This is a genomic window from Bradyrhizobium diazoefficiens, from assembly GCF_016616235.1.
Taxonomy (GTDB): Bacteria; Pseudomonadota; Alphaproteobacteria; order Rhizobiales; family Xanthobacteraceae; genus Bradyrhizobium; species Bradyrhizobium diazoefficiens_H.
The window spans coordinates 3,451,152-3,477,225 of the sequence record NZ_CP067100.1 but is presented as its reverse complement, the minus strand read 5'-3'; the positions used below and the strand labels follow the sequence as shown (position 1 = coordinate 3,477,225).

Sequence of the window (26,074 nt, the reverse complement as noted above, 5' to 3'; positions counted from 1 at the left end):
AGGGGAGAAGGAAGAAGTCAGGCCGGCGTAAAGAACGGCAGCGGCGCGCCGTCGGTCGGCTTGAACACCACCTTCACCTTCTGGCCGATCTTGAGCTTCTCCAGATCGCAGTCGACGAAATTGGTCTGCACTGATGGTCCCTCCTTCAGCGTGACGTAGCCGATGGCGTAAGGGCCGGTCGGCGACTTGCGCATCACGCTATAGGTGTAGATCGTGCCCTCGCCCGACGCCTCTTCCCACACCGTCTTGTCGGAGTAGCAGAACGGGCAGATCGAGCGCGGGAAGTAGTGCGCTTCGCCGCAGGCGGTGCAGCGCTTGATCATGAACTTGCCTTCCTTCGCCGCGTCCCAGAACGCGGCGGTCTCCGGATTGGTCACGGGAGCCGGGTACTTCTTCGCTTCACTCATCACACGCGCTCCAGAATGGCGGTCGAGGCGGCGTGGCGAACACCCAAAAGGCCGCCGGTGCCGTGAGCGATGGCGAGATCGCAATTTGGAACCTGCACCTTCGGATGCGCCTCGCCGCGCAACTGCCTCACGGCCTCGAGGATCTTGGTCATGCCGCCGCGGTTGACGGGATGGTTGCTGCACAAGCCGCCGCCGTCGGTGTTGAACGGCAGCTTGCCGACGCCCGAGATCAAATTGCCGTCGGCGACGAACTTGCCGCCCTCGCCTTTCTTGCAGAAGCCGAGGTCCTCGAGCTGCATCAGCACCGTGATCGTGAAGCTGTCATAGATCGAGGCGTATTTGATGTCCTTCGGTGTGATACCGGCTTCCTCAAACGCGCGCGGGCCGGACCAGACGCCTGCGGAATAAGTGAGATCGAGATCCTTGCCGCCGCGCGGCCCCTTCATGGCTTCGCCATGGCCGATCAGTCTGACCAGCGGCTTCTTCAGGCTCTTCGCGATCTCGGGCGTGGTCACGATCAACGCGCCGCCGCCGTCGGAGACGACGCAGCAGTCCATCCGATGCAGGGGATCGGAGATCATTGGCGAGTTCAGGACGTCCTCGACGGTGACGACGTCCTTGAGCATCGCATGCGGATTGTATTGCGCGTGATGTGAGGCGGCGACCTTGATCCAGGCGAGCTGCTCGCCGGTGGTGCCATAGTCGTGCATATGGCGCATGGCACACATGCCATAGGCGTTGTGCGTGGTCGCACCGTAGGCGGACTCGAAATCGACCTCGGCGCCGGCCGCGCGCGGCGGCATCACGCCAGTGCGCGGCTTACCCGCAAGCGTGATTAGCGCGATCGAGCATTTTCCCGCGGCGATCGCTTCGGCCGCGTGCCCGAGATGGATGATGTAGGAACAGCCGCCGGTCTCGGTGGAATCGACGTGGCGGAGCTTTTTGGTGTTGAGACCGAGATAATCGACCATCGGCCAGGCGCCGCCGGGCGCATCGCCCGCGCAGAAATAGCCGTCGATATCGTCCTTGCTGATCCCGGCATCCTCGATCGCGCCCTTGGCGACCTCGGCATGGAGCTGGGCGGTGGATTTGTCCGGCGCATGCCGGGTCGGGTGCTCGTAGATCCCGGCAATGTAGGCCTTGCCCTTGATGGTCAAAACTTCAGGTCTCCGCTCGCGTTTCTTCTTGGCTCTTTTTTCTGAACCGCACTGGCCTGATTGGCAAGCGTGGAAATATTCCGTCGGGCGAGAGAGCAGCGGGTTGGCGCAAGTGGAATGCTCTCGTGTCCCGGACGCGCTGCAACGCTCCAGCGTTGCTGCGCTGAGCGGGGACCCATGCGACCGCGCACTCGTTGCGGGATGGGCCCCGGCTCTGCAGCGCATCGCTAAGAAGCGCTGCGCAGCGTCCGGGGCACGAGAGGCGAATGAAATCCTAAAGGTGTGTTGCCCGACGGCGCAAGCTATTTTCTTTTTATCGGAAGAGGCTTTTATCGAAAACAACCCCATGCACAGTAGAACGGTGATTGATTTCAAACAGGAAAATCGCAAGGCCGTCGTCGCCCCGATGAGCGGAGCGAATCCGGATCCCGGGCCGCACTTGTCCCAGGAATTGCTTCGCTCACCCAGGCTGCACGCTGGTGCTCGGACGCCGGCGATAGAGGTACAGCGTCAGGCCGCCTAGGATCAGACCGAAGACCAGGAAAACCGCGCCCCCCTTCACGCCAAAACTGTCCTGGTATTGGCGTTCGGCCGCGTCGTCGACGATCAGAGGACGAGCGTCCGCCCTGCCGGGGAGATACCGGATCCTGGTCTGCCTGACCGTCTGGACGCCGTTGCGGGTGATCTGCTGCCAAAAGGCCGCACTGATATGGGTCGGCCCGTAGGTCTGCCGCTGTCCGCTTCCGTCGGTCCATGCCAGGGTGACGAGATAGCTCGGCGCCTCGCCGGCCTTGTTCACTTCACCGTAGGCGCGGGTGATATCGGCGGTGGCCTCATTGCCGTGCTCGAGCATCTCCTTCAACGCATTTTGCTCGAGATAGGAGGTCACCAGCATGTAGCCGCCGAACGGAAGCAGCACGGCCGTCAGCAGCGCGAGGGTGTAGGGGAAGGGACGCCTCGATCCCGCGGCGATTGCGGCACTCCCCGGCCCGCTTCGGCGCGCCGACCAGGCCTGCCATCCGATCACGAGCACCAGAAGCCCGGCGCAAGTACCTGCGCCCGCCAGCATGAACCTGGATGTGGACCGGATATGGTTCAGATGGTCGTCGATATCCTGGACCACCACCGGCAGCGATGAATCGTCGTCAACGACCTGAATGGGGATCGTCAGGAGCTTGAGCTGATTGCCAACCGTGATCCGCGCCGCATAGGCGGCGCTGACCGCAATGCCCTTGTGCTCGCGCTGAATGCCGTCCTTTCCGGTCCACTGCAATCCGATCGCCAGGTTTTCGTCGACATAGCGCGGCCAGGCTCCATCGAATACGAATGGAAACCGCGTCGAGACGACTTCGGCCGACGTGATCTTGCCCGTGGTGCCATAGCCATCGCGCATGACGCGTTGGATGTCATGCTGATGCCAGTACATCCCCGACGTCGCCAACACGCCGACGGCCACTAGGACAATCAAGAAACCGCGCAATGACATCGATCGCCGCCCCGCATAGCGCACGACCGCGTCGCCCGGCGCGCTTCACTATCGAAGGTAGTTCGTATCGCGCCACTACAACTTTTGTCAAACGTGCGTGGGGTGGGCAAAGCGGAACGTGCCCACGTCTTCTGGTGCGACCGTGGTAAGATGTTGGGCACGGCGCTTTGCGCCTTTGCCCAGTTTACGAGACGGCTCCTACTCCGCCGCGATCTGCCTCGGCGCGGGCGGCGGGCTCGCGAGGTCGGCGGCGAGTTGCGCATAACGCACCTTCGCGGCCGCCACCGCCTTCTCCTTCACCGGGCCGTAGCCGCGGATGCGGTCGGGCAGTGACAGGAGTTCGACCGCGGTGTCGATCGTGAGCGGCGACAGCAGGCCGAGCACGGTGGCGACGTCCTTTTCGTAGCCGGCGATCAGGTCGCGCTCGAGCTTGCGGTCGGCGCTGCGGCCGAAGACGTCGAGCGGGGTGCCGCGCAGGAATTTGAGTTTTGCCAGCACCCGGAAGACGTTCAGCATCCACGGGCCGAAGGCGCGCTTCTTCGGGCGGCCGAGCGCATCGACGCCGCCGCCAAGGATGGGCGGAGCGAGGTTGAAGCTGAATTTGAAGTCGCCCTCGAACTGGTCGCGGAGCTGCTGCGCGAAGCCGCCGTCGGTGAAGAGGCGCGCAACCTCGTACTCGTCCTTGTAGGCGAGCAGCTTGGCGTAATTCACCGCGACCGCGCGCGGCAGCGCCTCGCCATAGCCGCCCTTCACCGCTGCATCGCGGACTTGATCGACCAGCTTGCGATAACGCTTGGCCAAGCGGCCGTTCTGATAGGCAGTGAGATGTTTGGCGCGATGCTCGATCACCTCGTCGAGCGTCATGGCGTCCAGCGGCTTGGGCGCTGCGACCTCGTCCGTGCCCTTCAGCATGCCGGCAAGGCGGGCTGGATCGGCGACCGCGAGGCGGCCGAGGCGGAAGGCTTCCTTGTTCATCTTGATCGAGACGCCGTTGACCTCGATCGCCTGCTCGATCGATTCAGCCGACAACGGGAAAAGTCCCTTCTGATAGGCGTAGCCCATCATCATCATGTTGGTGGCGATGGCGTCGCCGAGGAGCTGCTCGGCCGGCTTGGTGAAATCGAAAAAGACGGAGTCCTTGTGCAGCGCCGTCTCCAGCAGCCCGTTCAGCTTGCGGGTCTGGAAGTTGAAATCGCGGTTGAGGATGAAGTCGGCGGTGGGAATGACGTGGCTGTTGATGATGCCGCGGGTGCGGCCGGAGTCGCAGAGCGAGATCGTGTCCTTGGCGACCGCGACGACTTCGTCGGCTGCAAGCACCAGGTCGGCCGTGCCGGTGACGATCCGCGAGCAGGTCACTTCCGCCGGATGATCCGACAGCCGGACGTGGCTGAGCACCGCCCCGCCCTTTTGCGCCAGCCCCGACATGTCCAAGATCATCGAGGCCTTGCCCTCGATATGGGCGGCCATGCCGAGCAGCGCGCCGATGGTAAGCACGCCGGTGCCGCCAACGCCGCCGACCGCGATGTTGTAAGGCCTATCCAGCGCCGGGCGCGAGGCAGGCTCCGGCAGCTCGCCGATATCGGCAAGCTCCGCCGGCGCGCGATGGCGCGGCGCACCGCCATCGATGGTGACGAAGGACGGGCAGAAGCCTTTCAAGCAAGAATAGTCCTTGTTGCAGGACGACTGGTTGATGGCGCGCTTGCGACCGAACTCGGTCTCCAGCGGCTCGACCGAGATGCAGTTCGACTGCACCGAGCAGTCGCCGCAGCCTTCGCAGACCGCCGGGTTGATCATGACGCGGCGCGCCGGATCCTCCATCAGACCGCGCTTGCGGCGTCGGCGCTTCTCGGCCGCGCAGGTCTGCACGAACACGATCGCCGAGGTGCCCTTGAACTCGCGGCACATCTTCATGACATTGTCGAGCTCGTCGCGGTGATATTTCTTCACCCCGGGCGCGATGGTGTCGGCCGGATAGGCGTCAGGATTCTCGGAGACCAGATAGATCTCGCGGATGCCTTCGGCGTGGAGCTGACGGGTGATCTGCTGCGGCGAGAGATCGCCGTCATGACGCTGGCCGCCGGTCATGGCGACGGCGTCGTTGTAGAGGATCTTGTAGGTGATGTTGGCCTTGGAAGCGACCGCCTGTCGGATAGCCAGAATGCCGGAGTGGAAATAGGTGCCGTCGCCGAGATTCGCGAAAATGTGGTTCTCGTTGGTGAAGGGCGCTATGCCGACCCAAGGCACGCCCTCGCCGCCCATATGTGTGAAGGTCTCGGTCGAGCGGTCCATCCACAGCGCCATGAAATGACAGCCGATGCCGGCCATGGCGCGGCTGCCTTCGGGGACCTTGGTCGATGTGTTGTGGGGACAGCCGGAGCAGAAATACGGGGTGCGGGAGACGGGTGCGACCGCCTGCATCTGGGTGGCCTGACGGCCGTTGAACCAGTCGGCCTTGACGCGGAGCATCTCCGCAATCTCGGGGTTGAGATTGAGCCGAAGAAGTCGCTCGGTGAGCGAGGTCGCCAGCGAGGCGACGCTGAGCTCGGCGGCAAAGGTGAGGAAGCGCTTGTCGTGCTCGTCCATCTTGCCGACGATGCGCGGACGGACGTCATCGCGCCAGTTGAACAGCTCCTGCTTGACCTGGTTCTCGACGATCTCGCGGCGCTCTTCGACGATGAAGATCTCTTCGAGGCCGACGGCGAACTGGCGCACGCCTTCCGGCTCCAACGGCCAGGGCATGCCGATCTTGTAGAGACGCAGGCCGATTTTTGCGGCGACCTCCTCGGTGATCCCAAGCTCGCGCAGCGCCTGGCGCACGTCCTCGTAGCTCTTGCCCGACGCCATGATGCCGAAGCGGGCGTTCGGCGAATCCATGGTGATGCGGTTGACCTTGTTGGCGCGGGCAAAGGCGATCGCGGCAAAGCCCTTGTAGTCCTGCAGGCGCCGATCCTGCTCGAAGCGGTCGTCGGGCCAGCGCAGGTTGAGACCGCCGGGCGGCAGCTCGAAATCGGTGGGGATGACGAAGGGCTTCATCTCGTCGGTGAGGTCGATCTCGGCGGTGGTCTCCACCGTCTCCGTGATCACCTTCATGCCGACCCAGCAGCCGGAATAGCGCGACATCGCAATGCCGAGCAGGCCCATCTCGATCATCTCGTGGATGCTCGAGGGATAGAGATAAGGCATCAGCGCCGAGATGAAGGCGTGATCGGACTGATGCGGGACGGTCGAGGATTTGGCGCCGTGGTCGTCACCGGCAAGACACAGCACGCCGCCGTTCTTGGCGGAGCCGGCGGCATTGCCATGGCGGAAGACGTCGCCGCAGCGGTCGACGCCGGGGCCCTTGCCGTACCAGATGCCGACCACGCCGTCATATTTGGCACCGGGCGAGAGGTTGAGCTGCTGCGAGCCCCACACCGCGGTCGCCGCGAGGTCCTCGTTCACGCCGGGCTGGAACTTGATGTTGTATTGTTCAAGGTGCTTGCGCGCCGCAAAGAGCTGCTGGTCATAGCCGCCGAGCGGCGAGCCGCGATAGCCGGAAATGAAGCCCGCGGTGTTGAGGCCGTTGGCGCGGTCACGCCGGATCTGGGCCATGGGCAGGCGGACCAGGGCCTGGATGCCCGTGGTGAAGACGTGTCCGGTTTCCTGGGTGTATTTTTGATCGAGACTGATCGGACCCTGGTTGATGCCCATGCTGTCCTCGTTTGCCGCCCTGTTCAGGCCCTTGTTGCTTTAGCTGGCTTAAGCCGTTGCCTGCCCGTTGTTTTCAGCTAGGGCGCGCCGACCACCTTCGCCACTCTATGTCGGAAATTTCACGCTCCGCATCACAAATCTGGACCAAGGGGAGCGCCGGGTAAAAATCGCAATTTCGTGGCCTGAAGCACACCGGGGATTTTCAATTTGTGTCACCATACCCCCGCTATGGCGAAATGAATCGACGCGCCTATCGTGCGGGAGGACGTCGGTTGGTCGCAGGGGAGACCGGGCATGCGGACGATTCTGGCTGTGATCGCGTTGTGCAGTGCGGTTGCGAGTGCGGCTGCCGCCGCCGAGCCGTCGCCGGAGCTGCTTGCCTATGGCAAGGCGCTGGTCGAGGCCGGCGACTGCGCGGGCTGCCATACCGCCGATCCGGCAAAGCCGTTCGCGGGCGGCAAGCGCATCGACACGCCGTTCGGCGCGATCTACGCCCCGAACCTGACGCCGGACCGCGACACCGGCATCGGCGCCTGGACGGATGCCGACTTCACCCGCGCGGTGCGCTATGGCATCGCGCCTGACGGCTCGAACTATTACCCGGCCTTCCCCTATCCCTACTTCACCAAGGTGACCAAGGACGACACGCTGGCGATCCGCGCCTATCTCGGCTCGCTGGCGCCGGTCGTGAGCCGCAACAAGCCGCCGGAGCTGCGCTGGCCGTTCGGCTATCGCGGCCTGATGCGGATCTGGAACGCCTTCTATTTCAAGCCCGGCCTGTTCGAGCCGGACCAGAGCCAGAGCGCGGCGTGGAACAGAGGCGGCTATCTCGTCACCGGGCTCGGCCATTGCGGCGCCTGCCATACGCCGAAGAATTATTTTGGCGCGGACAAGACCGCGCAGGCCTTGTCGGGCAACGAGGTCGGCGGCTGGTATGCGCCACGGCTCGACGGCGCAGCGCGCACCGGGCTGAAGTCGTGGAGCGCCAGGGATATCGCCGAATACTTGCAAAGCGGACGCAACGCCAGGAGCCATGCCGGCGGTCTGATGGCCGAGGTGGTCGTCAACTCGACCGCGAAGATGAGTGATGGCGACGTGCAGGCGATCGCGATCTACTTGAAGAGCCTGCCGCCGTTGCGGCGCGAGACCATCGTGACGCCGCCTGACGATGCCGAGATGAAGGCCGGCCAAACGGTCTACGCAAAGCTCTGCATCGCCTGCCACGAAGCCGACGGCGCAGGCAGCCCGCGCATCTACCCCCCGCTGCCGGGCAATGCGCTGCTGCAATCCAACAATCCATCCTCCACCTTGCGCATCATCCTCGACGGCGCCCACACCGTGACCACGCCGCGCGCGCCGAACACCGGCGAGATGCCGGGCTATGCCAAGCTGTCCGACGCCGAGATCGCGGCGGTGACGAACTATATCCGCAATTCCTGGGGCAATGCGGGCCTGCTGGTAACACCGGCGCAGGTGGCGAAGGCAAGGAAGGAAGAGCCGTAATCTGCTTTCTCTCCCCGTTCTTACGCCGCCGCGACGAGCTTCGCTCGCGCTGAGAGCGTTGGGGTGAGGGGCTGCTTCGGCAATCACGGACGGACTCGCGGAGAGTCCTCCTCACCCGGGATTTGCTATCGCAAATTCCGGCCTCTCCCCGCACGCGGGGAGAGGCGAAGAAGGATCCCTACTTGTCCTCGTCTCCCGTGAACACGAATTTCGGCATCTCCCATTTGTAGCGCACTGCGAGCAGGCGGAAGCTGAGGCCGAGCACGAAGGTCAGGATCGTCCAGAGCTCTGCGTGGAGGTTGAGGCCGAAGGCGGTGGCATAAAACAGGCCGGTCATGACCGAGACGCTGGCATAGAGCTCGGAGCGGAACAGCAGCGGCACGTCGTTACAGAGCACGTCGCGCAACACGCCGCCGGCGCAGCCGGTCACCATGCCCGAGACGATGACGATCGGCAGCGAGGCATCCATCTGCCAGGCAACGTTGCAGCCGATCATGGTGAAGACGACGAGGCCAATGGCATCCAGCACGATGAAGGCGACATGCAGCCGGTGCACCAGCCGCGCGATCAGGATCGTTAGCAGCGCCGAACCGCCCGGCAGCGCCAGATAGACCGGGTTTGCAACCCAGACCAGCGGATAATGGCCGAGAAACAGGTCGCGCAGCGTGCCGCCGCCAAGCGCGGTGACGCAGGCGAGAAGGCAGACGCCGACATAGTCCATGCTGCGCCGGCCGGCTGCCAACGCTGCCGTCATGCCCTCGGCCGAAATGGCGACATACGCCAGAAGATGCAACACGCTGTCGGTTGGCGGCAGACTCCACATCGGCTTGTTCCTTGTCGTGGCCATGGAACCTAAGTCCACAGTTCCCTCCGGAACAGGTTCCGATTCCCGGGATGAGGGCAACATGCGACGAAAGCATTAGGGGAGCGGAACAGAATCTCGCAGCTGAGGGTTGTCTCGCCGCAATCAACGAGGAGACCAATCGATGGCCGACGACCGTTTTCCCAACGATCCGTACCGCCCGAACCTTGCCGACGATGAGTATCTTCGCGCGGCGCGCCGGGATGCCGACCTGCAGGCCGATCCCGAGCTTGGCGAAGGCCCCGCCTCCAGCGGCAAGATTGCGCTGTTCGCGGTGGCGGTGGCCCTGGTGCTGGGCGCCGTGTTCTATGGCTTGAACAACACGACCACGAACAACCAGGCGAGCAACACGCCGGCAACGCAGACGGCGCAGCAGTCGCAGCCTGCCAATCCGGCCGCGCCTCCCGGCATGCGCGACGTGACGCCGCGCAACAACGCTTCGCCGGGCGTGACCACGGGCGCCGCGCCGAGCAAGCCGGCTCCGGATACGCAGACGCCGTCTGACGGCGCGAAGTAACGCGACTGTCGAAGCAACAAGCTGTCGTCGTCCGGCTTGACCGGGCGACCCAGTACTCCGAGACGTCAGTGGTTCAATCGATAGGCCGCGACGTACTGGATGCCCCGCTTGCGCGGGGCATGACGCCGCGTGGATGACGTGGATGACAAGGCGGCGGGACTCACATCCTCCCGCCTTTCGTTCAACTGAACATCTTGTTGAGCTCGCCGCCGGAATAGCCGCTGCCGAGTTCCGCAAAGGTCCCTTTCTCCGCCATCTCCTTCGCCGCGCGCATGAAGCCGCCCCAGGCGGCGCGTGCGAGCGAGCCGCCGACGCTGATGCGGCGCACGCCGAGATCTTCGGCCTCCTTTAACGACAGGCCGGAGCCGCCGATCAGGAGGTTGAACGGCTTTGGTGCGACGGCCTTCACCACCGCGGCGATGTCCTCGCGCGTCTTCAGGCCTGGCGCATAGAGGCAGTCGGCGCCGGCGTCCGCGTAGGCCGTGAGCCGGTCGATGACGAGCTTGAGATCGGTGAGGCCCCACAGATACGCCTCGCAGCGGCCGACCAAGAGCGTGCCGCTGTCGCCGATCGCCTTGCGCGAGGCCTTGATGCGCTCGACTGCGAGCGCGTGCTCGTAGAGCGGCTTGTCCTTATCGCCGGTGGAGTCCTCGATCGACAGGCCCGCGACGCCGGTGCGCACGCCGCGCGCGACATTGTCCGCGACCTGATCCGGCTCGACCGCGAAGCCGCCTTCGAAATCGGCATTGACGGGGATGTCGACGGCCGAGCTCAATGCTGCCAGATGCTGACAGACGTCCTCGACAGTGACGTGGTTGTCGGCCTTGCCGATGGTCCAGGCAAAACCCGCGCTCGATGATGCGATCGCCTTGAAACCGAGATGCTGCAGGGCTTTCGCGCTGCCGACATCGACCGGATTGGGCAGGATGAAGCAGCCGCTCTCGTGCATCTTCTTGAACGTCGCGCGCTTGTCAGCGGTTGTCACAGGCATGTTTCTCTCCCTTGTTGGCCGCGCAGACATAGGCACGCTTATTCGAGCCCGCTAGTGCACGTCGTGCACGGCGCGGCTGTCCTGCGGCGCCTGCTCGCGATCGGTCATGCTGTAATCCCTGATCACGCTGGCGATGCGCAGATGATAATCGGCAAAGATCTGCGCCCTGCCTCTGGCCTGGGTGCGACGATGCTCCATCGTGTTGCGCCAGGCAGCGACGGCCGCCTCGTCGCGCCAGAACGACACCGACAAAATCTTGCCCCTCTCGGTCAGGCTCTCGAACCGCTCGACCGAGATGAAGCCGTCGATGGTCTGCAGGACCGGCTTCAGATCGGCGGCGAGGTCGAAATAATCCTGGCGATGCTCCGGCTTGGGCCAGACTTCGAAGATTACGGCGATCATAGGCATCTCCTGTGGCGGGAGGCCTACAATACCACCTTGCGCAGGAACGTGCGCTCTTCCGCCATGATGAATTTGTTGTCCTCGGCAAAATGGAAATTCGCCATGCCGTCCGCATCCTGCCGCAGCCGCGCGCGATAGGTCTCGTAGGCGGCGAGGCTTTCAAAGTTGATCAGCGCGAACGCGATGTTGTTGGTGCCCTCATGCGGCATGAAATAGCCGATGAGGTCGCCGCCGCATTTTGGAATGATGGTGAGCCAGCGCTTCGCGTACTCCTCGAACTGCGCGCGCTTAAAGGGATCGAGCTGGTAGCGGATGAAGACGGTGACGGACATGATGGCTCCTAAGATTTGCATTGCGACAAACGCGAGCAGCACCGTCGCCGCTGAAGCATCTGGATTGCTTCGCTTCGCTCGCAATGACGTGTTTGCAGCAACACTCTACGCCCTTGCTCGACCGCGATGCTTCGGCTACCATCGAAGCATGAAATCAGGACCCGACATCGCCATGGTCGCTTCGCTGGTCGGCGACCCCGCCCGCGCCAACATGCTTACGGCGCTGATGAACGGCCGGGCGCTGACCGCGAGCGAGCTGGCGCAGGAGGCCAGCATCACGCCGCAGACCGCGAGCTCGCATCTTGCCAAGCTCGAGGCCGGCGGCCTTGTCGAGCCGGAGAAGCAGGGCCGCCACCGCTACTACCGCCTCACCGACGACGACGTCGCGGGGGTGCTCGAAGGGCTCGCGGGGCTCGCCGCACGCACCGGCCACATGCGCGTGCGCACCGGGCCGAAGGATCCGGCGCTGCGGCGCGCACGGATCTGCTACGACCACCTCGCCGGCGATCTCGGCGTGCAGATGCTCGATTCCTTGCGCGACCGGCAGTTGGTCAGGCAGCGGAAGCAGGAGATCGAACTGACGACAGAGGGCGAGCGGTTCCTGGCGAAACATTTGCAAATCTCGCCCGACATGCTCACCCATCCGCGCCGGCCGGTGTGCAAGGCCTGCCTCGACTGGAGCGAGCGCCGCCACCATCTCGCCGGCACGCTGGGCGCTGCGATGATGCGGCGTTTCGCCGAGCTGAAATGGGCCGCGCGCGATCCCACGCCCGGCAGCCGCGTGGTGAATTTCACCCGTACCGGCGAGAAGCAGTTCGCGGCGCTGTTCGGCAACGGGACGGACTGACAACACGTTTGCGTGTGAACTCTCACCGTCATCATGGCCGGGCTTGACCCGGCCATCCACGTCTTTATTGCGGCTGGCACGTGGATGCCCGGGACAAGTCGGGCATGACGGAGACCTCCATGATCCGCATCCTCCCGGCCGCACTCGCCGCCGCCCTCCTCGCTATCCCGCCTGCGTCTCGCGCCGCCGATGACGCCCCGCGCGAGCCCTACGGCATCGCGCTCGAAGGCTTTGCCTATCCCTATCCCGTGCACCTCTTGCCCGTGGTCAACGACGGCGAGCAGCTCAGCATGGCCTATATGGACGTCACGCCCCAGCAGCCAAACGGCCGCACCGTGGTGCTGCTGCACGGGCGCAATTTTCCGTCGAGCTATTGGGCGCCTGTCATCAAGGTGTTGAGCGAGGCCGGCTATCGTGTCGTGGTGCCGGACCAGATCGGCTTCGGCAAATCCTCCAAGCCGGTCGGCGAACTGCATTTCGACACCCTCGCGCGCAACACCATCGCGCTGCTCGATCACCTCAAGATCGACAATGCCGACATCGTGGCCCATTCGCTCGGCGGCATGCTGGGCGTGCGTGTCGCCCGCGCCTATCCGGACCGCGTCGCGCACCTTGTTCTGACGGCCCCAATTGGGCTGGAGGATTACCGCCTCTACGTGCCGCCGACGCCCACCGAGAGGATCATCGAGACCGAGGACAAGCTCACCGCCGAAGGCTACCGCAAGCAGCTCCAGACCAATTACGCGATCAAGCTGCCGCCTGAGGCGATCACGCCGTTTATCGACGCCCGCTTCAACATCAAGGGCGGCCCAGAGTATCCGCGCTGGCTGCGCGCCTTCGTCTCTTCCGGCCAGATGATCTATCGCGAGCCGGTGGCGCACGAGATCCCGCTCGTCACCGCGCCGACGCTGTTCGTCATGGGCGCCGACGACCACAATGCGCCGGGCCGGCCACTCGCGCCGGAGGCGCTGCGGCCGAAGATGGGGCAGAACGCGGAGCTGGCAAAAGCGCTCGCCGCGAAGATGCCGAATGCGCGGGCCGAGGTCATCTCTGATACGGGCCACCTCGTCTTCCTAGAGGCGCCGAACAAGTACCGCGAGCTGGTGCTGGATTTTCTGCGGCGTTAGCGACGCTGGCGTGTCGCTTCAAGCAGGATGCGGGCAGTGTTCATGCCGCATTCAGGTCATCATCGGCAGATTTGGATCGCGACGTGTCGATACGTTTCTACCCCAGATTTAACGTGTCGAATTGCATCTTTTGATTCATTATGCGCCGCAAGCGCGCTGTCCCAGAAATCCTGCCCCAATATCCTAGCCCCAAGGACGAGAAGGAAGACCCTGATGAAGTATCTGTTTGCCGCCGTCATGCTCGCCAGTGCGGTCGTCGGTTTCGGCGAGGCGGCCAGCGCCGCCGGCGGCTGCGGCCCCGGCTGGTACCGCGGCCCCTACGGCGGCTGCCGTCCGATGGCCGGTCGTCCGCCCGTGGTCGTCGTGGCGCCGGCGCCCGCCCCGGTCGTCGTGGTCCGTCCGCGCGTGTGCCCCTATGGCTTCCGCTGGTACGCCGGCCGCTGCCGTCCGTTCTGATCTCGCCTTTCGCGTTGCGAATGGCCGCGCGGCAAAAGCCTGCGCGGCCATTTCTTTTGGGTTTTCTTTTTGAGCGCGGCCTCAAATCAAACGGAGACCACAATCGCGGTCCCCGTTCGGCTTGGTCCTTCGCCGAGCTTACCAGTAGTGACGACGATGCCAGCGCCGGCGATGCCAGCCCCAGTGGCGCCGGCGCCAGCCCCAATGACGGCGGTGGTGATGCCAGCGCACCTGCTCGGGCTTGAGCTGCGCGGCTTCCTCGCTGGTCGTGACGGCGGGATGCGCGTCGGGATTGCCATCCGGCGTGCGGGCCGGCCCGACCGGCTGCGGTGACAATGGCGCGGCCTGCGCGGTCGCTGCGAAGGCGGCGGCGCCTGCCGTCACACCCAATGCAAGTCTCAAAAAGTTCCGGCGCTCCATGACATGTCCTCTGATCTATCGCGCAAGTGATGCAGAAGAAGTGTCGCGGTCGCGACATGAACCGGAGCTGAATCGCGCAGTCAGATTCGATCGAGGCGACGATGTCCAGTAGTCCGTAGCCCGTTACTCCACAAACTCCTGCGCCAGCACCAGCGTCTCGCGTGTGCGCTTCACATCGGGCCAGTCGCGGTCGAAATCGGCGACGAGCTTTGTCAGCGCATCGCCCTTCAGCATCGCAGCCAACCCCGCCTCGTCATCGAATCGATACATGGCCTGATGCAGCGAGGGATCGTCCAGGCTCCAGAACCGCCAGGCTTTGCTGACGCCGAACGCCTTCACCGCCTCGGGCACATGCTCGGTCTCGTACCAGCGATCGAAGGCGGCGCGCTTGCCGGCGTCAGTGACGATCGCGCGGACGACGAAGTAGGCAGCGGGCATCGGGTTTCCTCCTGTTGTTTGGCATCAGACTAGCCGGTTACGGTGGCGGCGACAAAAATTTGGCGGCGCTGTCGGCACGCGCGCCGTCCGCCCGTCCTATGGTTCGAACAGCACACGGAGACATCGCATGCCCGATCTCACCCTCTTCACCTTCGACTGGGTTCCCGAACCCCCGCGCGGCTTCGTGCGCGACCTCCGGGTGCGCTGGGCGCTGGAAGAAGCCGCCTTGCCCTATCGCGTCGCCAGCGTGCCGTTCAACCCGCGGGACACCACGCATTTCGCGCACCAGCCGTTCGGACAGGTGCCGTGGCTGACCGACGGCGATCTCTCGATCTTCGAGAGCGGCGCGATCCTGCTGCATCTGGGTCAGCGCAACCCCGAACTGATGCCGACCGATCCCCGCGGCCGTAACGAAGCCATGGAGTGGCTGTTCGCCGCACTCAACTCGGTTGAGATGCCGGCCCTGCCCTGGACGATGTTCAAGTTCACCGGCAGTTTCGATGGCTCGCCTGCCGTGAAGTTCGTCGACGATTTCCTCAAGCTTCGCCTCAAGCACATGGAGACCGTGCTTGCAGAGCGCGAATGGCTGGCGGGATCCTTCTCCGTCGCCGACATCCTGATGGCGGACGTGCTGCGCGTCGTCGATCGCTTCGAGGGGCTGACGGACAGCCCCGCCTGCCGCGCCTACGTCGCCCGCGCCACGGGCCGCCCGGCGTTCGCAAAGGCCCGCGCCGACCAGATGGCGCATTTTGCCGCCGCGGATAAGACGCGATGATAGAACGGAACACCTCGTAGCTCTCGGGATGGGTTGGGCGAAGCCGTAACCACCTGGGGTCTGCCCGAACGAATGGAGAAGTGGTGGGTTACGCTGGCGCTAACCCACCTACGCACCTCTACGCGCCTCGCCGCTTCACACCAACGTCATTGGCGCCTCGCCTTGCGATTCCCGCGCACGCAGCGTAGTCTTCCACCACAGGTAGCTCGTTCGAAAGCGATTTGTCGGGTTCGGCCTAGCGGGAGGGAGCGATGGTGGACCAGGTCTCATCTCAGGTCTCGTGGCATCTTTCCGGTGACTATTTCGAAAATTGCAGTTGCAGCATTGTGTGCCCGTGCCTCGTGTCTGCGAGTGCCCCGCTCACCGCGCGACCGACCGAGGGCTTCTGCAACGTGCCGCTGATCTTCCACATCGAGACCGGCCGCTACGGCGACGTCGCACTCGATGGACTGAACGTCCTGGTTATTCTCCATGCCCCCGGAGTCATGGCCGACGGGGACTGGTCGCAGGCCACCTATGTCGATCAGAGCGCTGACGATCGGCAGACCGAGGCGCTGGCTGCGATCTTCAGCGGCGCGGCCGGTGGTCCCATGGCCGCGTTTGTACCGCTGATCAGCAAGAACCTGGGCGTGAAGAAGGTCCCGATCACATTCCGGATCGACGGCAAGACGCGGTCGGCGGAAATCCCGGGCATTCTGCACATGTCCGTTAAGCCGTTGCCGACCATGCACCCGAGCGGCGAAATGTGGACCAACATCGGCCACCCCGTCAGCCCCGACAGGATGGTGATGGCGGTCGGCGCCGCCGGCAATACCTACAGCGATCATGGCATGCGCTGGGACAATTCCGGAAGGAACGGCCTCTATGCGCCGATCCAGTGGTCGAACCGGGCTTGATGCCGCTCCTGATATGACGGTCTGCGAGAAGCCCGGCAACACGCATCGCAAATGACCGACAGCGCTCTCGAAACCGTGCTGCGCCGCGACCGCTGGATCGCCGGCGGCGCGATTCTGATCATCGTCGCGCTGGCATGGGCCTATGTGCTCTGGCTCGCCGACGACATGGACATGGGCGGCATGGACATGACCGGCTTCCGCATGATTCCGGCCGGGATCGGAATCATGTTGCCCGCCAGCGAGCCGTGGCGAACGATCGAGTTCGCATACGTGTTCCTGATGTGGGCGGTGATGATGGTCGGAATGATGGCGCCCTCGGCCGCGCCCATGATCCTCATGTACGCCAGCGTCGGCCGCCAGGCGAAGGCACAAGCCAAGCCGTTCGCGGCAACCGGCTGGTTTGCGGCCGGTTACTTCCTCGCCTGGACCGGCTTTTCGCTTGTCGCAACCCTTCTGCAATGGGTGATCGACCGCGCAGCCCTTCTCGAGTCCCGGATGACGCTCGCCAGCAACCTCGTCGGCGCAATCGTGCTGATCGCAGCCGGGATCTATCAATGGACACCGCTCAAGGACGTCTGCCTTGTGCAATGCCAATCGCCATTCCTGTTCCTGATGCGCCACGGCGGCTTTCGCGAGACGCCGAGAGGCTCCCTGCTGCTAGGGCTTCGGCACGGGAGCTATTGTGTCGGCTGCTGCTGGCTCTTGATGGCACTCCTGTTCATAGGCGGCGTGATGAACGTGCTCTGGATCGCGCTGTTGGCGCTGCTCGTCCTGCTGGAGAAGCTGACGCCGGCCGGACGATGGATCGCGCGCGCTGCCGGCATTGCATGTGGGGCCGCGGGCGCGTCGCTGCTGATGTCCTCGCTGCGGTGATGCATTTTGTGTTGCGATAGCCGCGCCTCCGTTGAGCGGCTAAACCCATCGGCCTGCCGCGACCACGTCGCGCGCGCGACGTCCAGCGGACCATTAACCCGCTGTTATCCATGTCCCCACCGCCTCCGGAACGAAGCAATTTGCTTCAAATTATTCCGGCCAGAGGTGACACATGGCCCGCATCGACGATCTCAAAGAGCAGGTTGCCCGCGCCGAGCGCCTGGCAAAAACCATCCTCGACCAGGAAACCGTGGAGCGGCTTCAGAGGTTCGCCGCCGAATGCCGCGCGGAGTTGCTGGTGCTGACGCTGCGCGCCGCGGCGTAAGACCGCACGTCACACCAGCTTGAATGGCGCATCGGCGACCAGGCGCAGATCGATCGTTCCAATCAGCGCCTCGCGCCGCGCCTCCGCAGCGTTGATCGCCTCGCCCGTCTGGCGCAGCGTGCTGATGTTCGAGCCCAGCGACACGATCCCGCCCAGCATTAGCGCGATCGATCCGAGCGCGGCCGTCTGACCCGGCCCGAATAGCCCGAGGATCGTGATCAGCAGCAGCGCAGTCCCGCTGCCAATGGCGATCTTGGACGCCAGAATATACTTCCGGCACCGCTCGGCGATCTCGGCGAGCCGCTCGATCCGGTCTTCAATGTCGGAGATTTCGTCGGTCGGATCGTCTTCGGTCATTGGATCGACGATGGCAAATCAGAAGAAACCTTTAGATGGGGCAACGAGGCCCCATAAGTGAAGCGATCTGCGGGAACTGAAACGGAAACCTGCATTTCGCTACGCTCCATCCAGGCTGCGTCCCCTCACAATGGCAAATTGTCGTGCTTTTTCGCCGGCATTTCCGTCTTCTTGTCCTTCAGCATCGCCAGCGCCCGCGCGATCCGCTTCCTTGTCGAATGCGGCATGATGACGTCGTCGATGTAGCCGCGCTCGGCGGCAATGAAGGGTGACAGGAAGCGGTCTTCGTATTCCTTGGTGCGCGCGGCGATCTTGTCGGGGTCGCCGATGTCGCTACGGAAGATGATCTCGACCGCGCCCTTGGCGCCCATCACCGCGATCTGGGCGGTCGGCCAGGCGTAGTTCATGTCGGCGCCGATCTCCTTGGAGGCCATGACGTCGAAGGCGCCGCCATAGGCCTTGCGGGTGATGATGGTGACCAGCGGCACCGTGCATTGCGAATAGGCGAACAGCAGCTTTGCGCCGTGCTTGATCAGGCCGCCATATTCCTGCGCGGTTCCGGGCAAGAAGCCCGGCACGTCGACGAAGGTGACGATCGGGATGTTGAAGGCGTCGCAGAAGCGGACGAAGCGCGCCGCTTTCCGCGAGGCATCGCTATCGAGCACGCCGGCGAGCACCATCGGCTGGTTGGCGACGAAGCCGACGGTGCGCCCTGCGATGCGGCCGAAACCGGTGACGATGTTCTTCGCGAACGCATCCGCGATCTCGAAGAAGTCGCCCTCGTCCACGACCTTCAGGATCAGCTCCTTCATGTCGTAGGGCTTGTTCGGATTGTCGGGGATCAGCGTGTCGAGTGACATGTCAAGCCGTTCGATCGAGTCGAAGCTCGGCCATTCCGGCACGCCGTCGGTGTTGTTGGAGGGCAGGAAGTCGATCAGCCGACGCATCTGCAGCAGCGTCTCGACGTCGTTCTCGAAGGCGCCATCTGCGATCGAGGAGCGCGTCGCGTGCACCGAGGCGCCGCCGAGCTCTTCCGCCGTGACCACCTCGTTGGTCACCGTCTTCACCACGTCTGGGCCGGTGACGAACATGTAGCTGGTGTTCTTCACCATGAAGATGAAATCGGTCATGGCGGGCGAATAGACGTCGCCGCCGGCGCAGGGACCCATGATGACGGAGATCTGCGGGATCACGCCCGAAGCGAGCACGTTGCGGCGGAACACGTAGGAATAGCCGGCCAGCGCAGCGACGCCTTCCTGGATGCGGGCGCCGCCCGCGTCATAAAGGCCGATGATCGGCGCCCGCGCCTTCATCGCCATGTCCTGGAGTTTTGTAATCTTCAGCGCATGGGTCTCGGACAGCGAGCCGCCGAACACCGTAAAGTCCTTGGCGAAGACAAAAGTCTTGCGGCCGTTGACGGTGCCCCAGCCGCTGACGACGCCGTCGCCCGGGATCTTGGTCTTCTCCATGCCGAACTCGATCGAGCGGTGCTCGACGAACATGTCGAATTCCTCGAACGATCCCTTGTCGAGCAGCAGCTCGATGCGCTCGCGCGCGGTCAGCTTGCCGCGGGCGTGCTGCGCCTCGATGCGCTTCTCCCCGCCGCCGAGCTTTGCGCCGGCACGACGATCTTCGAGGGCGTCCAGGATATGTTTCATTTGCTCCCGCCAGTTCTTAAGCCTTAAAGCGATGCCGGCGGTTCTAACACGGCATTTTGCGAGCCGGGAAGCGGCTTTCGGCGCCGCAGGGCTGCCCTGACGCAGCGTGAAAGCGCAAGGAATTACAAAGTTTTGCCTGGGAGGGGACAATGGACGAACAAGCTGCCGAGACCGGCTCCGTGACAGGCGGTGTCAACATCCTGCTCCGCCTGGAAGGTCTCACCCTGTTCGTTGGCATGGTGATGCTCTACGCGGCCTGGGGCGGCTCCTGGCTGATCTTTGCGCTGCTCTTCTTCGTCCCCGATCTGAGCTTCCTGGCGTACCTGTCCGACGCCAAATTCGGCGCGCTGGTCTACAACGCCGCCCACAGCTACATGGCGCCGGTGACGCTGATGACGCTGGGCTTCGGTTTCGCCTCGCCCTTGACCCTGTCCATCGCCTTGATCTGGCTCGCCCATATCGGCATCGACCGGGCGCTCGGCTATGGCCTGAAATATTCCGCCGGTTTCGGCTTCACCCATTTGGGACGGATCGGCCGGCAGAAGCGCGCCTGATTCCGCGCGTTCGGCGGCGGGACGGCGTCCATTTTATCGGCTCTCGCCGGTTGACCGCGCCTGCCGATTCAGGCTTGCTTCAGCTCACGATCAGGCGCCGAATGTTGCGTGAGCCCAGTCGGTACGGCGGCGGTCACTACGCCCTGGCATCACCCATGTCCGCGACGGTCGTCCCACTGCCGCCGAACTCATCGTCCGCAACCGTCGACTTCCTGCGGCGCATGGCCAGCATGGTGTCGGGACGGAACGGCGAGATGCTGCTGCGCGCCGCTGCACTGATCCAGTCGCTGGCGCAGCGGGCGATGTCGGCCGAGCGGCTCTATCACGAGACGCAAGAAGAAAACACGCGCCATGTCGAGCTGCGCGCGGCCGCCGAGATTGCCTCCGATGCGATGGTCAGCCAGATCGAGGCGCTACGGACCCAGCTTGCAGAGGTCACCGCGGCCGCCGCCGCCGAGCGCGCCGCCTTTGACGCCGAGCGCGGCAAGCTGCTCGGCCTGATGCAGGCCGCCGAGAGCCACATCGGCAATCTCACCACCGAGCTCGCAACACTGCGCGCCTCCGTCGACAATCTGAACGAGACCGTGGTCTCTGTGCCGATCGAAGTGCTGCGCCTGGCCCGGACCCAGTTCGATTATCTCTCGCGCGGCTTTGCCGGAAAAGGCGACGTGATCTCGCAGGCGATGAGCGAGATCGGCGGCTTTGCGATCGACCAGGCGCTGACGGCGAAGAGGACCGACAAGGCCTGAGACTCTGACGCCGTTGTTGCGATCTTTCCTAGATCGCGCCGATCTCGGCAAGGCAGGCTTGCGTCAGTGGCATCCGCTCACTGATGAGCCGCGGCTCCTTGCAATCCATGTTGAGCGCGAACACCGTGTGCGCCTCGCCCTTCTCGGCCCAGCCGACCATCCAGCCGAGCGACGGCTCGCCGCGCTCGGCGCCCAATAACCCTGACTTGACGCGGATGATGCTGTCGCCGACCTTCGTCACCGGCAGGATGTCGGCGACGAGATCCTGGCTGCGCTTGCTGATGGGCAATGAACGGCGGCGCAGCCGGTCGACGAAATCGATCTGCTCGATCGGATCGATGCGCAAATTGCCGGTGAGCCAGAACTGGTCGATGCCGCCGCCGATGTCGCGGTTGCCGTATTCGAACAAGTCGACGTATTTCTGCATGCGCTCCTGTCCGATCCGGCGCGCGATCTCCTGATAGACCGGCACGGCGCTGACCGCGATCGCGCTGCGCAGCGTATGATCCTTGTTCCAGGCCTCGATCGGCCGCTTGACGCCGTCCCACGGGAAGACGTCCTTGTCGGGATCCACGACCACGCCCGTCTCGAGCGCAATCAGCGAGTTCGGGATCTTGAAGGTCGAGGCCGGGAGCTTGCCCTCACCCGAGCGCTCCTTGTCGCTGGCGACGATCAGATAATCCTCGACCTTGTAGCCGACGAAAGTGCCTGCCGTGCCGAGATCGGTGAAACGTTTTGCAAGGCTGTCACGGATCTCGTTGCGCGGCGGCGCGACGAGAGCGAGCGCGCGCTGCGGCAGGATCGCGGCTGCGGCGAGAACGCCGAGGGTGGAGCGGCGGGTGATCACAGGCGATATCCATTAAGACGGTGAAAGTAGCGACAACCATGCGGCCGCTATCATGGTCAAACGATGACAGCGTCAGCGCCCCCGGCCCGACAGCCGCAGCACGAATACCAAGACTTCGGCAACGGCTTTGTAGAGATCCGGCGGGATCTCCTCGCCGAGCTCGACCTTGGACAACGCCCCGGCGAGGATCTCGTTCTCCTCGATCGGGATGTCGTGAGCCTTGGCGATCTCGACGATTTTTTCGCCGATTGTGCTCCTGCCCTTGGCGACGACCACGGGCGCGCCAGAGCCCTTCTCGTAATGCAGCGCGATCGCGAGCTTGGATGGGTCGCTCATGTGGCGCGGTCCAGGAAATGCCCGGCGCGGGCCGGTGCCGGCTGCGGCGGGGCGCCATCGCGCACCAGGATGTCGCCGGGCTTGAGCTCGGCGCGCATCAAGGCCTGGTTGAGCTCACCGATTCCGGCGCGGAGCTGCCGCGCGGTCGCCGGCCGCTCCGCCCACATCCGCACAAAGGTTTTGTCGCCGCTCAGCGTGACCAGCGCATGCACGGGGCCGGCGGGCTCGATGTCGAGCGTGAAGCGCGCACGCCAGGCGCGCTTGGCGGGATCGGCGGATTCGCCACCGCCGTCGCGCGAAATCTCGAACTGCGCCATCGCGGTGCCCTGCGGTGTCGCAAACGGGATCTCGAAATTCCACTGCGGCACGGTCGGGTCGATGCGATGGCCGGATGCATCGGTCCGGTCAGGAAGCGAGGCGACTTGCAGCAGCGTCTGCCGCGCGATCGCAGCATCAGTGTCGTCCAGCAGGCGATGTACCGTTGCGGAGAGCGGCGTATCCGATGCCAGCGAGGGCGAGACGATAGCTTGCGGCGCTGGGAGCGCACCGCGGAACGGCGGAGGCGTCGTGCGCGCGGCCGCTTCGAAAACATGACCATCCGGCACGGCCTTGTTCGACCCCGGCACATTGCCGGTCAGGCGCGGCAGGTTCTGCGCGGCCTCTTGCAGCAGGCTCGCGGCAAGGCCGGCGGACATGGTGCGGGGCATCGCGGCCTGCGGAGCGTCACCCGTCATGTCGGCCAGCACAACGGCCGCGACACTGGTGCTACGCGGCATTTGCGGAGGCTGGGCGATCTCAGGTTCGGTCGATGGCAACGCGGCCTGCGCGGCTTCACCTGCTGTCGGTGCCGGTGCTGTGGCGACCTGCGGTGTCGCCGTGGCGCTCGTCGGGATCGCGCCGCCCTGCGCCTGCGGCGCGGCGGGCTCGAGCGTCGCCAGCGTCTGGCGCAGCACCAGCAGCGCGGCTTTCAGGTCAGGCACCGTGCCGGAAGGCGGCGTCGCGCCGGCGGCAAGCGAAGCCTCGAGAAACAGACCCGACTTCTGGAAAGCGGATTCGATATCGCCGCCGTCGAGGGCGGTGTTGAGCGGCGTCTGCTGCGCCAGCACGTCCAGCACCGCCTGCTTCAGTCCCGCCGGCAGATCGCCTCCGGCGACGACGGAGGCAAGATTGGCGAACAGCGGCGCCTGGCTGCCTTGCTTGGTCACGGCCTCGGCTGAAGCGGCGGTGACGACGACCTGCTCCAATGGCGTTAGCGTATTGCGTGCTGCGGTGGCGGACGGCGCGAGCGACGGGCTGTCCACCAGCGAAGCCGCGGCCGTCGTCAGCGTGATCTGATCAGAGGTCGCCTCGCCTGCGCCGTTCATGACGGCGAGCCGGATGGTGCCATCGCTCTGCGATACCGCGAGCTGGAGGTTCTGCCCTGGTGTCAGCGACACCTCGGACATCACGTCCATCGACAGATTGGCGATGGCGATCCGCACCAGATTGTCGGCGAGCACGCTGACGACTTTTGCGTCGACGATGCTGCCGGCCTGCAGCACGAGATCGGGCGTCGCCGCATCAGCCACGGGGCTGGCGGCGCTGACCGGAACGATCGAGCTTATCGGCGTCGGCATTTCGGCGGGCCCAGGGAACGCTGGCCCCACCCTAAACCGCCCTCGTAAACCTCTCGTTAAGGACCTTTGGCCGCCGGCGCTCTCACGGCCGCCAGGACCGTTACGGCAGCCTCGAAATCCCTGAGCCGCGCGGCCCGGCGGCTGGCTGCCTCCTCGTCCACGCCCCATTGGTCCGTGTTCCAGTCCTCGTCGACATGGGCGGCGGCCCAGACCTGGCCGGCATCTCGCACGCCATGCGCCAGCGCCAGCGCCAGCAGCGCCGAGCCGGTCAGGGTCGTCACCACGTGGAGCGCCGCAACCGACCAGGGATCGCTTGGCAGCGCAGCACGGGCCGCGTTCAGCGCCTCGTCCGGCTGCTTCACATGCATGACGCCTTCAGAGAGGATGAAATGCGCGCCCAGCGTCTCGGCCGCCCAGAACAACACAGGGTCCCAATGCGCGGCTTCGCGGGCGACCAGCCCTTCGGGGTGGCCGGCGCGATAGAACAGCAGGTCGGACTCGAAGTATTTTGCAAGATCGTCGCTGACGAGCTCGACGCGGTCGACGACGCCCTCGACTACGCTGTTGGCGATCCGCGTCAGCGGCATGCTCACCGGATCGATCGCCTCGCCTTGCGCCGCCCATTCCGCAGCCACGCTATCTGCGAGCGGCCGCGACGGGATCACCACCTGGCGGCCAGAGGGTGTGCGGATCGGCTTGCCGTCGAGCGTGACGGCAAAACCGCCCTCGGCATCAGCAACACCGGCTTCCTTGTAGAAGCGCTTGCGCAGCGGCGTCCGCGCCGACGCACGCGCCGATTCCCGCGGATCGGGCGGGGATTGGTCTGCTGCTTCTTCGAACAATTCGCGCATGTGAGTTTTCGGTCCCGGTCGCAGGATGCTAGGCTTTTAAGGTAAGATCGGCGACCGATAAAGCGAGCGGGGCGAGGGAACTTGCGGGCATTGCAGCCCTGTTCGCCGGGCCGGAGGGCTGGCTGACCACCGATGTGGAAAGCCCGCATGACTCGTTGCGGATGTTTCTGGAGCAGTTTCGGAATTGAGCGGGCTTTCGGTCTCAACCACAACCATCACTGTCATGCCCCGGCTTGGCCGGGCATCCAGTACGCCGCGGCGGATGTGGTGAGAGCGAGTTCTCTAAGGCCGGCCTCTGGAATACAGGATCGCCCGCCCCAGTGCGCAAGTGCGCACAAGGCGGGCGATGACACTGAGGAGGTGGTTAGCAGTGCGCCCCTACTCCTCCGGCGCGTTCTCGATCGGATCGAACCGGCTCGCATCGAGCCCGAGCAGATTCCACGACTGCTGCATGTGCGGCGGCAGCGGCGCTGTGGCATCGATAAAGCCGCCGCGCGGATGCGGAATCACGATGCGGCGCGCGAGCAGATGCAGCCGGTTTTGCAGGCCGCCCGGCAATTGCCAGTTCTCGATGTTGAAATATTTGGGATCGCCGACGATGGGATGGCCGATATGCGCCATGTGGGCTCGCAGCTGGTGGGTGCGGCCCGTCACCGGCTTCAGCGACACCCAGGTCAGCTTGTTGCCGGCGGTCTCGACCACAGCGTAGTACGTCACCGCGTGGCTCGCGCCCTCGTCGCCATGCTGGGCGATGCGCATGATGGTGTCGTCCTCGCTCTCTTCCTTCGCCAGGAAGGTCGAGATGCGGCCCTGCTTGGGCTTGGGCAGACCGGGCACCAGCGCCCAATAGACTTTTCGCGCAGATCTCGAACGAAATGCGCCCGTCAGATGCGAGGCGGCAAAGCGCGTCTTGGCGATCAAAAGACAGCCCGACGTCTCGCGATCGATGCGGTGCACGAGGCGCGGCTTCTGGCCCTTGGCATCGCGCATCACCTCCAGCATCTGGTCGATGTGCCGCGTCATGCCCGAACCGCCCTGCACAGCAAGGCCGGCGGGCTTGTTCAGGACCAGGACGTCGTCGTCCTCAAAGATCGTCATCTCCTTCAGCGCCTTGAGCGTCTTCTGCGCAGCTTCCGAGAGCTCGCCGACGGCCTTCGGCGTATCGACCTTGAGCGGTGGAATGCGGACGCTTTGCCCCTCCTCCAGCCGGTCCTTGCTGTCGACCCGCTTGCCGTCGACGCGCAGCTCGCCTTTGCGCACGACGCGCTGGATGTGGGAGAACGACAGGCCGGGAAAGCGCGCTTCGAGGAATCTATCGACGCGCATGTTGTTCTCATCGGCCGTGACGGTGACCGTCTGCACCTTGGTCGGCAGCAGCGCCTCGACGGGCTTTTCGGGCGCGGCCCTTTCCAGCTCAGCTTTCGGCGGACGCCGCTCGGCGCACTCGGTTACAAAGCGCGGCGGCTTGCTGCCGGGCTTGCCGCCCGGCCGCGACCCGGCTTTCTTCGTGCTGCGCGCTTGATACGGACGCGCCTCCTTGCGCTCGTCGCGCGAACGGGGCTTTGGATCAGTTCTCTTGATACGGCGGCTCATGGATGCCTG

General features: G+C 64.6%; 28 protein-coding genes. 11 read left to right on the top strand and 17 right to left on the bottom strand.

Annotated elements, in window-relative coordinates:
* Window positions 1–17: 17 nt before the first annotated feature.
* From JJB99_RS16530 to JJB99_RS16515, 4 genes are all read right to left on the bottom strand, one after another.
* Window positions 18–407: a Zn-ribbon domain-containing OB-fold protein gene (locus JJB99_RS16530; RefSeq protein ID WP_200499717.1), complete on the bottom strand. Its 390-nt coding sequence runs from the start codon at window positions 405–407 to the stop codon at window positions 18–20.
* Window positions 407–1,564, bottom strand: coding sequence for a thiolase domain-containing protein (locus JJB99_RS16525; RefSeq protein ID WP_200499716.1), 1,158 nt, complete (start codon window positions 1,562–1,564; stop codon window positions 407–409). Before JJB99_RS16525 ends, JJB99_RS16530 begins: the two co-directional genes overlap by 1 nt.
* Before the next feature lie 460 nt (window positions 1,565–2,024).
* Window positions 2,025–3,050, bottom strand: coding sequence for a hypothetical protein (locus tag JJB99_RS16520; protein WP_246775265.1), 1,026 nt, complete (start codon window positions 3,048–3,050; stop codon window positions 2,025–2,027).
* Window positions 3,051–3,248: 198 nt separating this feature from the next.
* Window positions 3,249–6,740 (bottom strand): indolepyruvate ferredoxin oxidoreductase family protein, encoded by a 3,492-nt coding sequence (locus JJB99_RS16515; protein ID WP_200499714.1) that lies wholly within the window; start codon window positions 6,738–6,740, stop codon window positions 3,249–3,251.
* Between the two features lie 294 nt (window positions 6,741–7,034).
* On the opposite strand from JJB99_RS16515, the gene JJB99_RS16510 reads away from it, so the two are divergent.
* Window positions 7,035–8,243 (top strand): cytochrome c, encoded by a 1,209-nt coding sequence (locus JJB99_RS16510; RefSeq protein ID WP_200499713.1) that lies wholly within the window; start codon window positions 7,035–7,037, stop codon window positions 8,241–8,243.
* Window positions 8,244–8,421: 178 nt separating this feature from the next.
* On the opposite strand, the gene JJB99_RS16505 is transcribed toward JJB99_RS16510, so the two are convergent.
* Window positions 8,422–9,066, bottom strand: coding sequence for a trimeric intracellular cation channel family protein (locus JJB99_RS16505; protein WP_200500184.1), 645 nt, complete (start codon window positions 9,064–9,066; stop codon window positions 8,422–8,424).
* 163 nt (window positions 9,067–9,229) lie between these two features.
* On the opposite strand from JJB99_RS16505, the gene JJB99_RS16500 reads away from it, so the two are divergent.
* On the top strand, window positions 9,230–9,622 hold the full coding sequence (locus JJB99_RS16500) for a hypothetical protein (RefSeq protein ID WP_200499712.1): 393 nt from the start codon (window positions 9,230–9,232) through the stop codon (window positions 9,620–9,622).
* A 181-nt stretch (window positions 9,623–9,803) separates the two neighbouring features.
* On the opposite strand, the gene JJB99_RS16495 is transcribed toward JJB99_RS16500, so the two are convergent.
* The 3 genes from JJB99_RS16495 to JJB99_RS16485 are packed head-to-tail and all read right to left on the bottom strand — an operon-like array spanning window position 9,804 to window position 11,347.
* Window positions 9,804–10,613, bottom strand: coding sequence for an isocitrate lyase/PEP mutase family protein (locus JJB99_RS16495; protein ID WP_200499711.1), 810 nt, complete (start codon window positions 10,611–10,613; stop codon window positions 9,804–9,806).
* A gap of 51 nt (window positions 10,614–10,664) precedes the next feature.
* Complete coding sequence (locus tag JJB99_RS16490; protein WP_200499710.1) at window positions 10,665–11,015, bottom strand: antibiotic biosynthesis monooxygenase family protein; 351 nt, start codon at window positions 11,013–11,015, stop codon at window positions 10,665–10,667.
* Window positions 11,016–11,038: 23 nt separating this feature from the next.
* On the bottom strand, window positions 11,039–11,347 hold the full coding sequence (locus tag JJB99_RS16485; RefSeq protein ID WP_200499709.1) for an NIPSNAP family protein: 309 nt from the start codon (window positions 11,345–11,347) through the stop codon (window positions 11,039–11,041).
* A gap of 148 nt (window positions 11,348–11,495) precedes the next feature.
* Here JJB99_RS16485 and JJB99_RS16480 point away from each other — a divergent pair, with 148 nt between their 5' ends.
* The 3 genes from JJB99_RS16480 to JJB99_RS16470 all read left to right on the top strand — a co-directional run bounded on the left by JJB99_RS16480 (window position 11,496) and on the right by JJB99_RS16470 (window position 13,777).
* Complete coding sequence (locus JJB99_RS16480) at window positions 11,496–12,194, top strand: winged helix-turn-helix domain-containing protein (protein ID WP_200499708.1); 699 nt, start codon at window positions 11,496–11,498, stop codon at window positions 12,192–12,194.
* Between the two features lie 119 nt (window positions 12,195–12,313).
* The gene (locus tag JJB99_RS16475) at window positions 12,314–13,321 is read left to right on the top strand and encodes an alpha/beta fold hydrolase (protein WP_200499707.1); all 1,008 of its coding nucleotides are present in this window, start codon (window positions 12,314–12,316) and stop codon (window positions 13,319–13,321) included.
* 213 nt (window positions 13,322–13,534) lie between these two features.
* On the top strand, window positions 13,535–13,777 hold the full coding sequence (locus JJB99_RS16470; RefSeq protein ID WP_200499706.1) for a GCG_CRPN prefix-to-repeats domain-containing protein: 243 nt from the start codon (window positions 13,535–13,537) through the stop codon (window positions 13,775–13,777).
* A 138-nt stretch (window positions 13,778–13,915) separates the two neighbouring features.
* Here the strand turns inward: JJB99_RS16470 and JJB99_RS16465 are convergent, their stop codons facing one another.
* Window positions 13,916–14,197: a twin-arginine translocation signal domain-containing protein gene (locus JJB99_RS16465; protein ID WP_200499705.1), complete on the bottom strand. Its 282-nt coding sequence runs from the start codon at window positions 14,195–14,197 to the stop codon at window positions 13,916–13,918.
* Between the two features lie 123 nt (window positions 14,198–14,320).
* On the bottom strand, window positions 14,321–14,635 hold the full coding sequence (locus JJB99_RS16460) for a hypothetical protein (protein ID WP_200499704.1): 315 nt from the start codon (window positions 14,633–14,635) through the stop codon (window positions 14,321–14,323).
* Between the two features lie 127 nt (window positions 14,636–14,762).
* On the opposite strand from JJB99_RS16460, the gene JJB99_RS16455 reads away from it, so the two are divergent.
* The 4 genes from JJB99_RS16455 (at window position 14,763) to JJB99_RS16440 (ending at window position 17,504) form a co-directional block, all read left to right on the top strand.
* Window positions 14,763–15,410 (top strand): glutathione S-transferase family protein, encoded by a 648-nt coding sequence (locus JJB99_RS16455; protein ID WP_200499703.1) that lies wholly within the window; start codon window positions 14,763–14,765, stop codon window positions 15,408–15,410.
* Window positions 15,411–15,661: 251 nt separating this feature from the next.
* Window positions 15,662–16,306: a DUF1326 domain-containing protein gene (locus tag JJB99_RS16450; RefSeq protein WP_200499702.1), complete on the top strand. Its 645-nt coding sequence runs from the start codon at window positions 15,662–15,664 to the stop codon at window positions 16,304–16,306.
* 51 nt (window positions 16,307–16,357) lie between these two features.
* Window positions 16,358–17,179, top strand: a complete 822-nt coding sequence (locus JJB99_RS16445) for a DUF2182 domain-containing protein (RefSeq protein ID WP_200499701.1) — start codon at window positions 16,358–16,360, stop codon at window positions 17,177–17,179.
* A gap of 172 nt (window positions 17,180–17,351) precedes the next feature.
* Entirely contained in the window at window positions 17,352–17,504 is a 153-nt protein-coding gene (locus tag JJB99_RS16440) for a hypothetical protein (RefSeq protein WP_200499700.1), read from the top strand.
* 9 nt (window positions 17,505–17,513) lie between these two features.
* Here the strand turns inward: JJB99_RS16440 and JJB99_RS16435 are convergent, their stop codons facing one another.
* Together JJB99_RS16435 and JJB99_RS16430 are read right to left on the bottom strand one after the other, a co-directional pair.
* On the bottom strand, window positions 17,514–17,861 hold the full coding sequence (locus tag JJB99_RS16435; protein WP_200499699.1) for a hypothetical protein: 348 nt from the start codon (window positions 17,859–17,861) through the stop codon (window positions 17,514–17,516).
* A 125-nt stretch (window positions 17,862–17,986) separates the two neighbouring features.
* Window positions 17,987–19,519, bottom strand: a complete 1,533-nt coding sequence (locus tag JJB99_RS16430; protein ID WP_200499698.1) for an acyl-CoA carboxylase subunit beta — start codon at window positions 19,517–19,519, stop codon at window positions 17,987–17,989.
* 149 nt (window positions 19,520–19,668) lie between these two features.
* Here JJB99_RS16430 and JJB99_RS16425 point away from each other — a divergent pair, with 149 nt between their 5' ends.
* The gene (locus JJB99_RS16425) at window positions 19,669–20,073 is read left to right on the top strand and encodes a DUF4260 domain-containing protein (protein ID WP_200499697.1); all 405 of its coding nucleotides are present in this window, start codon (window positions 19,669–19,671) and stop codon (window positions 20,071–20,073) included.
* A 155-nt stretch (window positions 20,074–20,228) separates the two neighbouring features.
* Window positions 20,229–20,822, top strand: coding sequence for a hypothetical protein (locus JJB99_RS16420; RefSeq protein ID WP_200499696.1), 594 nt, complete (start codon window positions 20,229–20,231; stop codon window positions 20,820–20,822).
* A gap of 28 nt (window positions 20,823–20,850) precedes the next feature.
* Here the strand turns inward: JJB99_RS16420 and JJB99_RS16415 are convergent, their stop codons facing one another.
* The 5 genes from JJB99_RS16415 to JJB99_RS16395 form a co-directional block, all read right to left on the bottom strand.
* On the bottom strand, window positions 20,851–21,669 hold the full coding sequence (locus JJB99_RS16415) for a class D beta-lactamase (protein ID WP_200499695.1): 819 nt from the start codon (window positions 21,667–21,669) through the stop codon (window positions 20,851–20,853).
* A 72-nt stretch (window positions 21,670–21,741) separates the two neighbouring features.
* A complete protein-coding gene (locus tag JJB99_RS16410; protein ID WP_200499694.1) occupies window positions 21,742–22,005 on the bottom strand; it encodes an EscU/YscU/HrcU family type III secretion system export apparatus switch protein in 264 nt (87 codons plus the stop codon).
* Entirely contained in the window at window positions 22,002–23,621 is a 1,620-nt protein-coding gene (locus JJB99_RS16405; protein ID WP_200499693.1) for a flagellar hook-length control protein FliK, read from the bottom strand. The genes JJB99_RS16410 and JJB99_RS16405 overlap by 4 nt, the downstream gene beginning before the upstream one ends.
* Before the next feature lie 56 nt (window positions 23,622–23,677).
* Window positions 23,678–24,472: an ATP12 family chaperone protein gene (locus JJB99_RS16400; RefSeq protein WP_200499692.1), complete on the bottom strand. Its 795-nt coding sequence runs from the start codon at window positions 24,470–24,472 to the stop codon at window positions 23,678–23,680.
* Window positions 24,473–24,850: 378 nt separating this feature from the next.
* Window positions 24,851–26,065, bottom strand: coding sequence for an RluA family pseudouridine synthase (locus JJB99_RS16395; RefSeq protein ID WP_200499691.1), 1,215 nt, complete (start codon window positions 26,063–26,065; stop codon window positions 24,851–24,853).
* Between the last annotated feature and the right edge of the window lie 9 nt (window positions 26,066–26,074).